Genomic DNA, 13,917 nt, shown 5'->3' with positions numbered 1-13,917 from the left:
GCCGAGCGGGCGCGGTTGACCGTCTCGGGCACCGTCACGTGGAGGACGAGGTCGGGTTCCGGCACGCCGCGCAGCAGTTCCAGCGCCAGCGCGTCCGGCTCGTCCGCGCACAGGGCGTAGGCGAGGAAGCAGGCGGCGTGGCGGTCGGTCACGACCAGGTCTGGCCCGTCCCCATCCCCATCCCCGGCCCCATCCCCGGCCCCGGCCCCGGCCCCGGCCCCGGCCCCGGCCAGCAGGGGCGCGACCGTGGTCTCGTGGAAGGCGACGTAGTCGAAGGCGCAGGCGACGGCGACCGCGCGCGCGAAATCGCCCGCGATCCAGTCGCGATGATCGCCGAAGCGGCGCGGGAAGCGGCGCTCGACCAGCCTCTCGCACGGGGCCGGGCCGCGGCCGACGATGCGGGTGCTGCCGGCGGGCAGCGCGCCTTCGAGCGCGCGCAGCAGCGTGGTCTTGCCGACGCCGTCGACGCCGCACAGCGCCACCAGCTTCGGCCGGCGTGCGGTCATGGCCCGCCTCCCCTGCCGCCCGCGAGGATGCGCGCGGCGTCCTGGTAGTTGAAGAGGCCGCCGCCGATCTCGACGACGGCGCCGTTCAGCGCCGGCGGCCCGCGCAGGATCTGGTCGGCGACCCAGCCCGCCACCTCGCCGACCGGCGTCGGCCGGCCGGTCACGAGCCCGGCGCACAGCTCGTGGATATAAGGCTGGCCCTTGTCGAACAGGCCGGGCGCCACCGCCATGCAGACGGCGCCGGTGCCGGCCAGCTCCATCGCGACGCCGCGCACGAAGTTGTAGACGGCACCGGTCACCGCGCCGAACACCGCGTTGTAGGCGACCCCGGCCTTCTCGCCGCCGAGCCCGGTCACGATCACGATGCGCAGGCCCGGAAGTGCGGCGCGCCGCCGCCGCACCAGCCCCGAGACGAGCGCCATGGGTGCTGCCAGCCCGATCTCCAGGGCCTCGCGCATCGTGGCCGGGTCCAGGTCGGCGATGGGTCCGCACACCCATTTGCCGCAGCAATAGAGCAAGGTCAGGTCGCCTTCGGGCGCGGCCGCGGCGATCTCGTCCAGCAGCCGGTCGCGCTCCCCCGCCTCCAGCACGTCGACGGTGCGCAGATCGAGGCGGCCGCCGTGGCGCGCGCGCAGGTCCTCGACCCGGCCGGCCCCGGTCCGGCAGGTCCCGAGCACGCGCACCGACGGCTCGGCCAGCAGCGCGTCGGCGACCGCGGTGCCGAGCAGGGAGGACAGGCCGACGATCGACACCAGGTGCGTCCCGGCCATCACTTGCCCCCCGCCAGGTCCGGGATGCGCTCCAGCCAGTAGGCCGCGAGCCGGGCCGCGTTCTCCGCCAGGGGTTCGGCCGCAGGCCTCTGGTCGGGGGCGGCCACGGCCTCGGCCACCGCCTGGGCCAGTTCCTCCTCGGTCCGGGCGAGCCAGGTCGCGGGGCGCCGCCCGGCGAGGGCGGCGGCATTGCGGAGCTGCTCGTCATGGCCTTCCAGGACCCACAGCACGACCTTGGCCCGGCAGCGCCGCGCATCGGCGATGAAGCCGCTGCCGGCGCGCGAGACGACGACGTCGGCCGCGTCGAGCGCGTCGTAGTACCCCAGCGACGGCGGGCCGATCTCGACCCCCGGGCCGGCGAAGCGCGCCGCGAGGACGGCGTTGTCGGCCTCCGCCAGGGCCGAGAACACCCGCAGCCCGTCGCCGGGAGCGAGCCGGGCGTGCAGTTCCTCCACCGCCCTGCGCGTCATGTTCCGGGTCTGGTCGAGCCAGCGGCCGGGGGCGGCCCCGCTGCTGCTGTAGGACGCGGTGCGCGCCGGGAAGGAGACGCCGCCGCCGTTCGCGACCACGAACAGCCGGCCCTCGGGACCGCCGCCCCCGCCGCGCAGGCAGAACGGCCCGGCCGGGGTCAGCCGGTCGCGCAGCGGCTTGAACGGCGCGATCTGGGTCGCGGCCGGTCCCGGCGGCTCCATCGGGACCAGGAAGTCGCACTCCGCGAACAGCCGGCAGAACAGCCCGCTCGGCACGCGGTTGCGCGGCTGGTCGTCCATGATCTCGGGATTGAAGATCATGGCCGTCGCGACGCCCAGCGTCGGGCCGATGGGCGCCATCACGTACTCGCCCCCGAGCACGAGCAGGCGCGCGCCGCTTTCCTGCAGGATCGGAGCGACGTGACGCACGCCGTGGTCGTAGAGGTCGAGGCCGGGCCAGTCCTCGTAGCCCGGGCGCACCGGCATCTCGTAGCGCGCCGCGATGCCGGGCGGCAGCTCGGCCCCCTCGAGCAGGCGCCAGCCGTTGTCGTAGCTGGCGAGGCCGACGCGCACTCCGCGCGCGGCAAGCGCGCGGGCGATCGCGAGGCCCGGCGTCACATGGCCGAGGCCGGGGCGCCCGCGCAGCACGAACAGGGCGTCGAGACGGGTCATGGGCGTGCCTCCCCGCCGTCCAGGAACGGCTCGATCCAGGATCGCAGCATGTCGCAGGCCTCGTCGAAGCCGCCGGTATTGTCGAGGATACGCCAGCGTTCCGGCTCCTCGGCGGCGAGCGCGCGATAGGCCGCGCGCACCGCCGTCAGCACCGCCGGCGTCTCGTCGGCGCTCGGCCCGCCGCGCTGCCAGTGGCGGGCGACCGCCACCTCGACCGGGACGTCGACCAGCACCGCGAGGTCGGGTACCGGCAGCCCCGCGAAGGGGGCGGCATCGTCCAGGGGCGCGCCGGTCGCCCGGAGATAGGCCCGGTAGCACGGCGCGTAGCGGTCGGCGATCACGAGGCGGCCGGCGGCGAACGCCGGGGCTATCGCCTGCTCGTAGTGGCGCAGGAAGTCGAGGGCGGAGGCGGCGGCGACGCAATGCGCGAAGGGGCCGCCGCTCCAGCGCTCCGGGTCGCCGGGATCGGGCCGGGCGTGGCGCTGGAACAGCTCGACCGCGTCGCGCACGTCCTTGCGGACGGCCAGGACGGGCGGGCCGAGCCGGGCCGCGACGCGCGCGACCAGCGACGACTTGCCGGCGCCGTCGATGCCGCACACCGCGACCAGCCTGCCGCGACCGGGCCGCGTCATCAGAACCTCCACCACGGGTCGGTCTCGTTGAGCTGGCGGTCAGGTCGGGCCGGCGGGTTGTGCAGGTCGCGCCGGTCCGTGCCCTCCCCCGCGTCCGCGCGCCAGGGTATGCGCGCCGGCACCCGCCAGTCGGCGCGGTCCGGCTCCACGTACTCGAAGAACATGTTGTCGGCGAAGGCGCGGGCCTCGTCCCATTCGGCGTGGTTGCGCACCGTGAAGGCGAGCCGCGGGACGTCCTGCTCGAGCATCCACTGGAACGTCCAGGAGTTCTGGGCGCGCAGGTGATGGGCGACGAAGTCCGGCCGCATGCGGTTGCGCAGCAGCGCCAGGATGTAGTGGTTGCGCCCTTCCAGCATGTCGGTGTCGTAGGTCAGCAGCCCCTTGGTGAAGTGGGGGTAGTGCTCGGCCACCCACTCCATCACGACGGGGTTGAAGGACTGGACCGAGAAGATGCCGTCGTAGCGGTCCAGCCGGCGGCACGCCTCCTGGACCGAGGGGATGATCCGCACGAGGCGGCTCTTGATCTCGACCATCAGCGGGACCCGGCCGTCGACCAGCTCGAGCAACTCGTCCAGGGTCATGATCCGCTCGTCCTCGGTGAAGTTGAGCCGGCAGGCCCGCACCGTCGCCGCGTCCAGCGCGCGGATATCGCCCTTGCCGTCGGTGAGGTGGTCGAGGACGAAGTCGTGGATCACGAAGTTGACCTGGTCGGCCGAGGAGACGAGGTCGACCTCGATCGGCAGGTCGGCGCGCAGCGCGCGCAGGATCGATTCGCGCGAGTGCTCGATCACGCCCTCGTAGACGTTGTGGAGCCCGCGATGGGCGATCGGGCGTTCGAGGAACCAGGGGCGGGCCATGGCGGGATACAGGTCAGAAATACGGATCAGGGGCGATGGGACAGCGCGCGTATCGTCTCGATCAGGCTCGTCGTCGACACGTCGGGCGTGCGCGGCAGGTAGAGCACCCGGCAGATGTCGGAGAACTCGTCGAAACGGCCCTGCCAGTCGTCGCCCATCACGAGCATGTCGGCCCCATGGCGCAGCAGATACTCCCGCTTGCGCTCCAGCGCCTCCTCAAGGAACACCCCTTCGACGCAGGCGAGGGAGGCGACGATGGCCATGCGCTCGTCCTGGGAGTAGATCGGGTAGCGGCCCTTCTTGCGGCGGTTCAGCTCGTCGGACGAGACGCCGACCACGAGGCGGCCGAGCGACGCCGCCCGCTCGATGATGCGGAGATGGCCGATATGGAACAGGTCGAAGGTGCCGAAGGTCAGCACCACCGGCCGTTCTCCGGGCTGTGGGCCGCGGGCCGCGGGAGCGGGGCCGGTCACCGGTCCGGTCACTGCGCACCTCCCGCGCCGAGCAGGGAGCCGACCAGCGCCCGGCAGCGCTCCAGATAGGCGGCGCGCCCGTCCGCCGCCTCCGGCAGCCGGGATTCGATCGCCAGATAGGCCGCGACCATCGCCGCCACGGGACCGTCGTCGAGCCCGATGCCGGCGATCAGGCCCGAGCGGCTCTTGGGGTTGATGTAGACGCGGCCGGTGCGGTTGAGCAGCAGGTCGACCGCTATGCCCACCGCGTCGCGCGCGCGCAGGCAGGCGCCCAGCAGGTTGCCCGCCTCCTGCATGCCGGCGGCGTCGTCGAGCAGGACGGCGATGCGGTCGCTGTTGCGCCGTTCGATCAGGGCGGCCACGCGGTCGGCCAGGCACCGCCGCCGCAACGCCTCGAACGCGTCGGCGCCGAGCACGGGGATACCGATGCGCAACCCGTGCAGCAGGCCCAGGCGGTCGTAGCCGAACGCCGCGAGGTCGTCCGGCGACGCCCCGGACGGGTCGACCGCGGCCAGCCGGTCGAGCACCGCGTCCACCGCCGCCGCCGCCCACAGGTCGCATTCGACCGTTTGCGCCCCTTCGCGCGTCCTGACGATGCCGCCGCCCCCGCCGTCCACCAGCACGTAGAGGTCGACGTCGGAGCGCGCATGGGCGATGCCCTGGGCGTGGGAACCGGAGATCCAGGCGGCCTGCGGCTCGGCGCCCGCGGCCGCGCGCGCGACATGGACCAGCGCTGCGGCGTCGAGGTCGGGGAGTTCGGGGCGCGCTTCGGGGCGGTGCATCGGCGAGGGTGATCCCATCCTGGCGGGTCAGCCCTCGTCCGGCGCGGTCTCGGCGCCGCCCGGGAAGGAGCCGAGGGCGCGCAGGGCCTGGTAATGCGAGACGGACGCAGTGGCGCGGACGAACTCCGCGTGCGAGACGCCGGGCAGCGACAGGTTCTTCTCCGTCCGGCCCGGGAAGCGGCGGCGGTATTCCTCGCGGAACGCCTCCCAGTCCGAGAGCTCTTCGACCCCGAACACGCCCATCCAGTCCCAGTCGCCGGCCATGTTCATGGAATGCGCGCCGATCATCTGGCGGACCCGCGGATACCAGGAATGGAAGAAATCGTTGATCTCCGCCTGACTGCGAGCCTCCTCCTCCGGCGTCTGGGCGAAGAAGGCCGGCGAATGCCGGACGAGCTGGAAGACGTAGTATTTGGGCTGGTTCTCGTAGTCGGGCTGCTTGGTCATGTCGGTGATGTCCGTTTCGGGGATGCGGGAGGTCACGCCTCGGCCAGGACGGCGTCGACAGCGCCAAGGCCGGCCGCGAGGGCGGCCTCGGCCTCGGCCGGCTCCAGGTCGAGCGGGGGGCACAGATGCAGGAAGGCGCGCGCCGCCGCCCCCTCGCGCAGCGGAAAGGCCGTGCTGCCGAGATAGGCCCACAGCCCGCGCCCGCGCAGCGCCGCGATGGCCGGTTCGGCCAGCGCCGCCGGCAGGTCGACCCGGATCGTCGTCGCGGTCGCGGCGACGCCGGCGGTGCTGGCATTACTGCGCCGCCCCTCCAGCAGCGACCGGATCGCGGCCGCGCGCCGGGAGAAGGCGCCGCTTCCGGCCAGCGCGTCGTAGCGCGAGAGGCAGTCGAGGGTGAACCAGGCGGCGGCGTCGGTCAGGCCGTAGGTGAAGGTGAGCGGCCGCTGGTTCGCCGATCTCAGCGCCTCGGCATGCTCGGGCGCCAGCAGCGCGCAGCTCAGCGGATAGGCGCCGGAGGTCAGCCCCTTGGACAGGGTGACCACGTCCGGCCGGGCGCCTGCGCCTGCGCCGGGACCGAGCGCCGTCAGCCCCCCGTGCCGGAAGCAGCCGCTGGCGATCTCGTCCAGGACGACGAGGATGCCCCGCTCCCGGCACCAGGCGACCGTGCGCGCGAGGTCGCCGGCCCCCGGCCAGAGGACGTGGCCGGTGGTCGGCACGCCCTCGACGACCAGGACCGCGGGCGGCACGATCGCGCCCTGCGCCTCGGCGCGGGCCAGCGCCGCGAGCAGGCGCCCGCCGCCCCCGTCCGGGTCCGGGCCCGGGTCCGCGGGGACGTAGGCCGCGGGGAGGGACGCGCCGTCCGCATGCTCGTCCAGGATCACGAGCCGCCGGCCGTCGAGCGTGCGTTCCGGCTCGGTGCCGCCGCGCGTCGACAGGAAGCGCGTCAGGAAGGAGTTGCCGTGATAGCCGCCGCGGCGCACCAGATAGGTGGCCGCCGCCCGGCCGTGGCGCGCATGCGCGTGCCAGTCCGCGAACCAGAGCGCGATCTCCATCGCGTCCGAGCCGCTCGACGCCCACAGCACGCCGCCGGCCTCGATGCCCGCGCGGGCCAGCAGCTCGCGTTCCAGCCGGGCCCGGACGGGCGTCTCGACCCCGCCGGAGGGGGTCACGACGTCGTAGAGGTCGTCCGGCGGCTGCGGTGGCTGCGCCAGCGTCTGGACCAGCGGCCCGCCGCTCGCGTTAAGGAGCGTGCCCCCCCCTTCCAGCCGCCACCGTCCGTCCGCGCCGCCGTCGAGCCGCAGCGGCGGCCGTCCGAGATGGCGCAGCGGCGTCACGTCGCCTCCGCGTCGGCGAGCGCCAGATGGGCCACGACCTCGGCGATGTCGAGGATGGGCAGCCCGTGCTCCTCGCTCAGCTTCGCGAGTTCGGCGCGCCCGGCGATCTCGCCGCTCGGCGCCAGGATCTCGCACAGGACGCCGGGACCGGGGATCCCGGCGATCCGCAGCAGGTCGAGGATCGCTTCCGTGTGGCCGTCGCGCGCCCGCACGCCGCCGGGATGCGCGATCAGCGTCGCGATGTGGCCGGGTTTGGCGAAGTCCTCCGGCCGGCTCGCCTCGTCGGCGACGGCCCGGATCGTCGCGCAGCGCGACGCCGCGGACACGCCCGAGCCGTGGCCGACCACCGAGACGGGATAGCCGAACGGCGTGCCCATCGGGTCGCCGCCGTTCGCGGCCAGCCGCTGGACGCCGATGCGCGCCGCGGTCGCCGGCGGCATCGATATGCAGAGCACGCCGCGCGCATTGCTCAAGGTGAAGTTCACCAGCTCGGGCGTGCAGGTGCCGGCGGCGAAGGCGAGGTCGCCCTCGTCCTCGCGCGAGCCGGCGTCGCACAGGATGACCGGCCGCCCCGCGCGGAGCTGGGCCACCGCGCGGGCGAGCGTGGGAGACAGGGGACCGGAAGCGCCGAGTTCCGTCACGGGCATGTCAGTCGGCCTCCGTTCCGGTCACGTGATGATCAGCGCGGGGGAGAAGCGCGGCGCGCTCTCGTTCGGCAGCCCGAGGCTGGCGCCCGCCTCCGGCGAGATCGCCACGACCGCAAGCTCGTTCGGAACGGCGTCCACTCCGATGCGCAGGTCGCGGGCCAGCGACGCGCGCTGCTCCGCCGTCAACGTGATCTTGGCCGTCGTTGCCATGCCTGCGCCTCTCCGAGGGTGAGCGGGAGGTTCGAACTCGAATTCGAACACTGAGTCCGATTTCGCACGGCATATACTACGTTGTCAAACCGATAATTACAGTTATGTTACTGAAAGATGGCTGTTCGGCTAACGGTTTGGCGGGCCTATTGTCAGATCTTCATGACGAATACACTCGTATTCATTCGGAATGTCCGCAGATTTCTCCAGAATTACAGAATACCATGGGATGAATCCTCATGACCGAGCGCCGGTACCAGCCGATCACCCTGTCCACGATCGAGCGCAGCCCGTTCTGGGAGCGCATTCCCGGGGACCTGCGCGACGGCATCCGCGTCGTCGGCCAAGTGCTTCCGTTCCGCGTCAACGCCTATGTCCTCGAAGAGCTGATCGACTGGGCGGCCGTGCCCGACGACCCGATGTTCCGGCTGGTCTTCCCGCTGGGCGAGATGCTCGCCCCGGCCGAATACGCGGAAATGGCGGCGGCCCTGGCGCGGGGCGACGGAGTCCGCCCGACGGCCGAGCGCATCCGTGCGGGCCTGAACCCGCATCCGGCCGGCCAGCTCAGCCACAACGTGCCCGAGATCGACGGACGCGCGCTGCAGGGGCTGCAGCGCAAGTACCGTGAGACGGTCCTGTATTTCCCGGCCGCGGGGCAGGTGTGCCACGCCTATTGCACCTTCTGCTTCCGCTGGCCGCAATTCGTCGGCGACCCGGACCTGCGCATCCAAGCGCAGGGCTCGGACGACCTCGTCGCCTTCCTGCGCCGCACCCCCGAGCTCACCGACGTCCTGGTCACGGGCGGCGACCCGATGGTGATGAAGGCCGCGGTGCTGGCACGGCATGTCGAACCCCTGCTCGACCCGGCGCTCGACCACGTCTCGACGATCCGTTTCGGCACCAAGGCGCTGACCTACTGGCCGCACCGGTTCGTGACCGACCCGGACGCCGACGACCTCCTGCGCCTGTTCGAGCGGATCACGCTGTCGGGCCGGCACGTGGCGGTGATGGCGCATGTGAACCATCCGGTCGAGCTGTCGACCCCGGTCGTGCGGGCGGCGATCGCGCGCATCCGCGCCACCGGGGCGACCTTGCGCGTCCAGGCGCCCCTGCTGCGGCGGATCAACGACGACCCGGCCGCCTGGGCGGAGCTGTGGCGCCTCGCGACCCGGCTCGGCATGATCCCCTACTACATGTTCGTCGAGCGCGACACGGGGCCGCGGCGGTATTTCGAGGTGCCGCTCGCCCGTGCCGCGCGGATCTTCGCCGAGGCCTACCGCGGGGTCTCGGGCCTCGCGCGCACGGTGCGCGGCCCGTCCATGAGCACGCTGCCCGGAAAGGTCGTCGTCGACGGCACGGTCGAGATCGGCGGCGAGCAGCGGTTCGCGCTCCGCTTCCTCCAGGCGCGCGACCCGGACTGGGTGAACCGCCCGTTCCATGCCGCCTTCGACCCCGAGGCGACATGGTTCGACCAGCTCCGCCCGGCGAGCCCGGCCGACGCGCGCTTCTTTCCCCATGTCGCCGAAGGCGCTACCGTGCCCGGCGGGGCGGCCGGCGGGCTGGCTGGCGAGCGCCCCGCAGCCGCGGAGTGACGGGAGCGCCGATGATCATCGCCCAACTGACGGACCCGCATGTCCAGGCGGCGGGCACGCCGCCGTCCGAGCACGGCGACACCAATGCCGACCTCGCGGCGGCGGTCGACTTCGTCAACCGCGCGGCCCTGCGCCCGGACCTGGTGCTGTTCACCGGCGACCTCGTCGACGACGGCAGCGAGGCCGCGTACCGGACCTTCCGCGCGATCGCGGACCGGCTGGAGGTTCCCTACCGGGTCATGGCCGGCAACCACGACCGGGCCGAGGCGCTGCGCGCCGTCTTCCCCGACCACGGCTATCTCGGCGGATCGGGCCCGGTCCAGTACGCCTTCGACGCCGGGCCGCTGCGCGTCGTCGCCCTGGACACGACGCTGCCCGGCCGGCCGGACGGCGCCCTGTCCGAGGATCGGCTCGCCTGGCTGGACGCGCGCCTGGCCGAGGCTTCGGGACGGCCGGTGCTGCTCGCGATGCACCACCCCCCGATCCCGAGCGGCATGTGGTTCATGGACCGGATACGTCTGAAGGGGGCCGACGCCCTCGCCCAGACGCTGGCGCGGCATCCGCCGGTGGCGCGCATCGTGTGCGGGCACCTGCACCGCACCGCGCACGCGTCCTGGAACGGCGCCACGGTCAGCGTCTCGCCCTCGACCTCCTACCAGATGCACCTGGACATGGCCGAGGCCGGCGTGCCCTACACGGTCGCGGAGCCGCCGGGCTTCCTGTACCATGCCTGGGTCGAAGGCATGCTCGTCACCCATGCCTGCCCGACCGGCGACCACGGCGCGCCGAAGGACATCTTCCGGGACTGGCCGGAAGCGCGCCGTCAGTGGACCGAGAAAGGCTGGTTCGCCGACGGGGCGCCGCTCACGATTCGTTGACCGTTGCGGCGGCAGACTGTTCCTCCGTCCCATCAGCCGGGAACCCGCGGCGCCATGCAGCACGAACAGCCGACAGCCCCCCTCCCCTGGCCCGCCGGTCCGGCGGGCCGGATCGTCGTCGTCGATTCCGGCGTCGGCGGCCTCACGGTCGTGCGCGCGATCCGCGAGGCGCTGCCCGGCCTCGCGGTGACCTACGTCGCGGACAACGAAGCCTTCCCCTATGGCGGGATCGAGGAGGCCGACCTCGTCCGCCGGATCCGCGACGTCGCGACCGGCGTGCTCGCGGCCCACGGGGGCGACGCGCTCGTGGTGGCCTGCAACACCGCGAGCACGGTCGTCCTCGACGACCTGCGCGCCCGGCTCGACGTGCCGGTGGTCGGGGTCGTGCCGCCGATCAAGCCGGCCGCGGCGCTGTCGCGCACCCGCGTCATCGGGCTGCTCGCCACCGCGGGCACGGCGCGGCGCAGCTATGTCGACGACCTGATCCGCACCTTCGCGGGCGATTGCCGGGTGGTGCGCGTCGGCTCGCCACTGCTGGCGCCGCTCGCCGAGGACCGCATGCGCGACCGCCCCGTGAGCCGCGAGCTTGTCCGCGGGATCCTGGCCCCGCTGTTCGAAGACGAGGGCGCCCCGGTGGACGCGGTGGCGCTGGGATGCACGCATTACCCGCTGCTGCTCGACGTGTTCCGCGATGCCGCCCCGCGCGAGGTTCATTGGATCGATCCCGCGCCCGCGGTGGCGCGGCGGCTCGCGAACGTGCTCGCCGCACTGCCCGCCCGGCCGGCGGCGCCGGGCGGCGACCGCATGCTGTTCACGGCCGATCCGGGGCGAATCGGCAGCCTGTCGGCATTCCTGGCCGGGCTCGGCTTCGACGGGCACGCGGTGTGGACGGGGGCCGGCGCCTGGACGAAGGCCCCGGCCTCGCCGGACGCGCGGCCCGCCGCCAGCGCCTGAGGAGTTTGTTCTCGACGCCGCGCCGGCGGCCGGCATACTCGTTCGAGAGATAAGGAACGAGGGACCGTCACATGCTCTACGCCATCCTCTGCTACGACTCCGAAGCGGCCGTCGGCGCCTGGTCGAAGGAGGAGGAGGACGCGGTGATGGACCGCCTCGCGGCCGTCCAGCGCGGGCTCGCCGAGCGGAGCAAGCTCGGGCCGGTCGCCCGCCTGATGCCGACGACCGCGGCGACCACGCTCAGGAAGCGGGACGAGCCGCTGGTGATCGACGGTCCGTTCGCCGAGACCAAGGAGCAGCTCCTCGGCTTCTACGTCGTGGACTGCGACGGGCTCGACGAGGCGATCGGGATCGCGCGCGCCCTGGCGCAGGCGAACCCGAGCCAGGGCGCGTACGAGATCCGGCCGCTGCTCCTGCTCCGGCCGGGGAACCTGCCGACGTGAGCGACGCCGCCTGGATCGATGCGGCGCTGTCGGCGGCGCGCCCGCAGGCGGTCGGCGCGCTCCTGCGCCATTTCCGCGACCTCGACACGGCCGAGGAGGCGTTCCAGGAGGCGTGCCTGCGTGCGCTGAAGGCCTGGCCGCGCAACGGCCCGCCGCGGGACCCGGCGGCCTGGCTCATCTTCGTCGGGCGGAACGTGGCGATCGACCACATCCGCCGCCGCGGCAGGCAGGAGCCGCTGCCCGAAGACGACGAGCTCGTCTCCGACCTCGACGACGCCGAGACCGCGATCGCCGAGCGGCTCGACGACGCGGACTACCGCGACGACATCCTGCGCCTGCTGTTCATCTGCTGCCACCCCGACCTGCCGGCGGCCCATCAGGTCGCGCTCGCGCTGCGCATCGTCAGTGGGCTGTCGGTGGCGCAGATCGCGCGCGCCTTCCTGGTCGGGGAAAGCGCGATGGAGCAGCGCATCACCCGGGCCAAGAACCGCATCGCCAAGGCCGGGGTCGCGTTCGAGACGCCGGGCGCGCCCGAGCGCGCGGAGCGCCTCGCCGCCGTCGCGGCGATGATCTACCTGGTCTTCAACGAGGGATATTCGGCCTCCGGCGAGGCGGCGGCGCGGCGGCGGCCGCTGTGCGACGAGGCGATCCGGCTTGCCCGGCTGCTGCTGCGGCTTTTCCGCGGCGAGCCCGAGGTCATGGGGCTGACGGCATTGCTGCTCCTGCAGCACGCGCGCACGCCCGCGCGGCTGGACGCGAACGGGGAGATCGTGCTCCTGGAGGACCAGGACCGGGGCCTGTGGGACGGCAGGCTCATCGCCGAGGGGCTGGCGCTGATCGACAAGGCGATGCGCCATGCCCGCCCCGGCCCCTACCAGGTCCAGGCGGCGATCGCCGGCCTGCACGCCCGCGCCGCACGGGCCGAGCACACGGACTGGGCCCAGATCGACCGGCTCTACGCGATGCTGGAGCGCATGCAGCCCTCGCCCGTCGTCACGCTGAACCGGGCGGTCGCCGTCGCCAAGACGCGCGGCCCGGCGGCGGCCCTCGACATGATCGAGCCGCTGGCCCCGCGGCTGTCGGGCTATTTCCACTTCTTCGGGGTGAGGGGTGCCCTGCTGCTGCAGCTCGGCCGCGGGGAGGAAGCGCGGGTCGCCTTCGACCAGGCCATCGCGCTCGCCAACACCGCCGCCGAGGCGGCCCATATCCGCCTGCACCTCGACCGGCTCCAGAAGGACGGCGTCGCTACTCCTCCTGCGACCAGAGGTCGGTCGACAGGTATTTGAGCCCGGAGTCGCAGATCACGACCGCGACCGTCCGGCCCCGCTCCGGCCCGGCGAGGAGCCGGCACGCGGCGGCGACGTTGGCGCCGGCCGAGAAGCCGCCGAAGATGCCCTCCTGGGCCGCCAGCGCCCGGGCCGTCCGCCGCGCCTCGTCGCCCGTCACCTGGAGGTAGCCGTCGACCGGTACGCCGCGCATGAACGCGAGGTCGCCCATGGCGTAGCCGCCGCCCTGGATCGGATGGTTCGGCTGCGTCACCGGCTCGCCCGCCGCCGCCGCGGCGCCCGCCGGCTCGACCGCGTAGCACCGTATCGCGGGGTTGCGCTCCTTCAGCGCCGTCGTGACGCCCGCATAGGTGCCGCCCGTGCCGAGGAAATCCGCGAACGCGTCGATCCCGCCCTCGCTCTGCTCCCACAGCTCCGGCCCGGTGGTGCGCTGATGCGCGAGCCGGTTGCCGTCGCGGTGGAACTGGTCGGCCCGGAACGCCCCCCGCTCCTCGGTCAGCCTCCGGGCGGCCTGCTCGACGAGTTCCAGGTCGCCGCCCGAGACCTGGCCCGGCACCGAGCCGGGCAGCTGGTCGACGAGCACGACCTCGGCGCCGAGCGCACGCATCATGCGCGCGCGCTCTTCCGAGTTGCCTTTCGACATTACGGCGACGAAGGGATGGCCCTTCACGGCGCAGACGATCGCGAGGCCCGTCCCCATGTTGCCGGACGTCAGCTCGACCACGGTCTGGCCGGGGCGCAGGGAGCCGTCCCGCTCCGCCTCCTCGATGATGCCCCGCGCCGCCCGGTCCTTCTTGGAGAAACCCGGACTGAGATAGTCGAGCTTGGCCAGGATGGTGCCGTCCAGGCCGCGAGCGCGCGTCAGGCGGTCCAGCCGCACCAGCGGCGTCGCCCCGATCGCCTCGACCACGGAGAAGAATACGCCCCTCATCCCGCCCGCTCCCATCCGGTTCGGCTCGCGCCA

Annotated in this window: 17 protein-coding genes; 5 read left to right on the top strand and 12 right to left on the bottom strand. The window is 73.3% G+C overall.

The genetic code is table 11. The features are described from left to right. The 11 genes from VGO20_RS02300 to VGO20_RS02250 form a co-directional block, all read right to left on the bottom strand. Positions 1 to 506, bottom strand: a 506-nt coding sequence (locus VGO20_RS02300) for a nucleoside/nucleotide kinase family protein (protein ID WP_473964852.1), incomplete at its 3' end; no start/stop codon positions are given. Then, positions 503 to 1,276: an SDR family oxidoreductase gene (locus tag VGO20_RS02295; protein ID WP_327500661.1), complete on the bottom strand. Its 774-nt coding sequence runs from the start codon at positions 1,274 to 1,276 to the stop codon at positions 503 to 505. The genes VGO20_RS02295 and VGO20_RS02300, both read right to left, overlap by 4 nt. Continuing rightward, complete coding sequence (locus VGO20_RS02290) at positions 1,276 to 2,418, bottom strand: glycosyltransferase (protein ID WP_327500660.1); 1,143 nt, start codon at positions 2,416 to 2,418, stop codon at positions 1,276 to 1,278. Before VGO20_RS02290 ends, VGO20_RS02295 begins: the two co-directional genes overlap by 1 nt. Beyond that, on the bottom strand, positions 2,415 to 3,050 hold the full coding sequence (locus VGO20_RS02285) for a dTMP kinase (RefSeq protein ID WP_327500659.1): 636 nt from the start codon (positions 3,048 to 3,050) through the stop codon (positions 2,415 to 2,417). The genes VGO20_RS02290 and VGO20_RS02285 overlap by 4 nt, the downstream gene beginning before the upstream one ends. Further along, complete coding sequence (locus tag VGO20_RS02280) at positions 3,050 to 3,907, bottom strand: glycerophosphodiester phosphodiesterase family protein (protein ID WP_327500658.1); 858 nt, start codon at positions 3,905 to 3,907, stop codon at positions 3,050 to 3,052. The genes VGO20_RS02285 and VGO20_RS02280 overlap by 1 nt, the downstream gene beginning before the upstream one ends. 26 nt (positions 3,908 to 3,933) lie before the next feature. Further along, positions 3,934 to 4,392 carry an FAD synthase family protein gene (locus VGO20_RS02275; RefSeq protein WP_327500657.1) on the bottom strand — a complete coding sequence of 153 codons (459 nt, stop codon included), beginning with the start codon at positions 4,390 to 4,392 and terminating at the stop codon, positions 3,934 to 3,936. Continuing rightward, positions 4,389 to 5,162, bottom strand: a complete 774-nt coding sequence (locus tag VGO20_RS02270; protein ID WP_327500656.1) for a hypothetical protein — start codon at positions 5,160 to 5,162, stop codon at positions 4,389 to 4,391. Before VGO20_RS02270 ends, VGO20_RS02275 begins: the two co-directional genes overlap by 4 nt. A 27-nt stretch (positions 5,163 to 5,189) precedes the next feature. Continuing rightward, positions 5,190 to 5,609, bottom strand: a complete 420-nt coding sequence (locus VGO20_RS02265; protein ID WP_327500655.1) for a hypothetical protein — start codon at positions 5,607 to 5,609, stop codon at positions 5,190 to 5,192. Between the two features lie 32 nt (positions 5,610 to 5,641). Further along, the gene (locus tag VGO20_RS02260; protein ID WP_327500654.1) at positions 5,642 to 6,943 is read right to left on the bottom strand and encodes an aminotransferase class III-fold pyridoxal phosphate-dependent enzyme; all 1,302 of its coding nucleotides are present in this window, start codon (positions 6,941 to 6,943) and stop codon (positions 5,642 to 5,644) included. Then, positions 6,940 to 7,590, bottom strand: a complete 651-nt coding sequence (locus VGO20_RS02255) for a 3,4-dihydroxy-2-butanone-4-phosphate synthase (RefSeq protein WP_327500653.1) — start codon at positions 7,588 to 7,590, stop codon at positions 6,940 to 6,942. The genes VGO20_RS02260 and VGO20_RS02255 overlap by 4 nt, the downstream gene beginning before the upstream one ends. A gap of 21 nt (positions 7,591 to 7,611) precedes the next feature. Then, a complete protein-coding gene (locus tag VGO20_RS02250; protein ID WP_327500652.1) occupies positions 7,612 to 7,800 on the bottom strand; it encodes a hypothetical protein in 189 nt (62 codons plus the stop codon). A gap of 239 nt (positions 7,801 to 8,039) precedes the next feature. Between VGO20_RS02250 and VGO20_RS02245 the strand changes: the two genes are divergently transcribed. From VGO20_RS02245 to VGO20_RS02225, 5 genes are all read left to right on the top strand, one after another. Then, positions 8,040 to 9,392: a KamA family radical SAM protein gene (locus VGO20_RS02245; protein ID WP_327500651.1), complete on the top strand. Its 1,353-nt coding sequence runs from the start codon at positions 8,040 to 8,042 to the stop codon at positions 9,390 to 9,392. Between the two features lie 11 nt (positions 9,393 to 9,403). Next, a complete protein-coding gene (locus VGO20_RS02240) occupies positions 9,404 to 10,270 on the top strand; it encodes a phosphodiesterase (RefSeq protein WP_327500650.1) in 867 nt (288 codons plus the stop codon). Positions 10,271 to 10,324: 54 nt separating this feature from the next. Continuing rightward, the gene (gene murI, locus VGO20_RS02235; protein WP_327500649.1) at positions 10,325 to 11,224 is read left to right on the top strand and encodes a glutamate racemase; all 900 of its coding nucleotides are present in this window, start codon (positions 10,325 to 10,327) and stop codon (positions 11,222 to 11,224) included. Between the two features lie 71 nt (positions 11,225 to 11,295). Continuing rightward, positions 11,296 to 11,667: a YciI family protein gene (locus tag VGO20_RS02230; protein ID WP_327500648.1), complete on the top strand. Its 372-nt coding sequence runs from the start codon at positions 11,296 to 11,298 to the stop codon at positions 11,665 to 11,667. Continuing rightward, entirely contained in the window at positions 11,664 to 12,953 is a 1,290-nt protein-coding gene (locus VGO20_RS02225; RefSeq protein ID WP_327500647.1) for an RNA polymerase sigma factor, read from the top strand. Before VGO20_RS02230 ends, VGO20_RS02225 begins: the two co-directional genes overlap by 4 nt. On the opposite strand, the gene VGO20_RS02220 is transcribed toward VGO20_RS02225, so the two are convergent. After that, the gene (locus VGO20_RS02220) at positions 12,913 to 13,884 is read right to left on the bottom strand and encodes a PLP-dependent cysteine synthase family protein (protein ID WP_327500646.1); all 972 of its coding nucleotides are present in this window, start codon (positions 13,882 to 13,884) and stop codon (positions 12,913 to 12,915) included. The two genes, VGO20_RS02225 and VGO20_RS02220, sit on opposite strands and share 41 nt — an antisense overlap. Positions 13,885 to 13,917 lie beyond the last annotated feature (33 nt).

The sequence above is a fragment of the Arenibaculum sp. genome (assembly GCF_035998295.1).
GTDB lineage: Bacteria > Pseudomonadota > Alphaproteobacteria > Azospirillales > Azospirillaceae > DASYHS01.
Note: the sequence above shows the minus strand (reverse complement) of the source record. Positions and strands in the feature narration are given on the sequence as shown.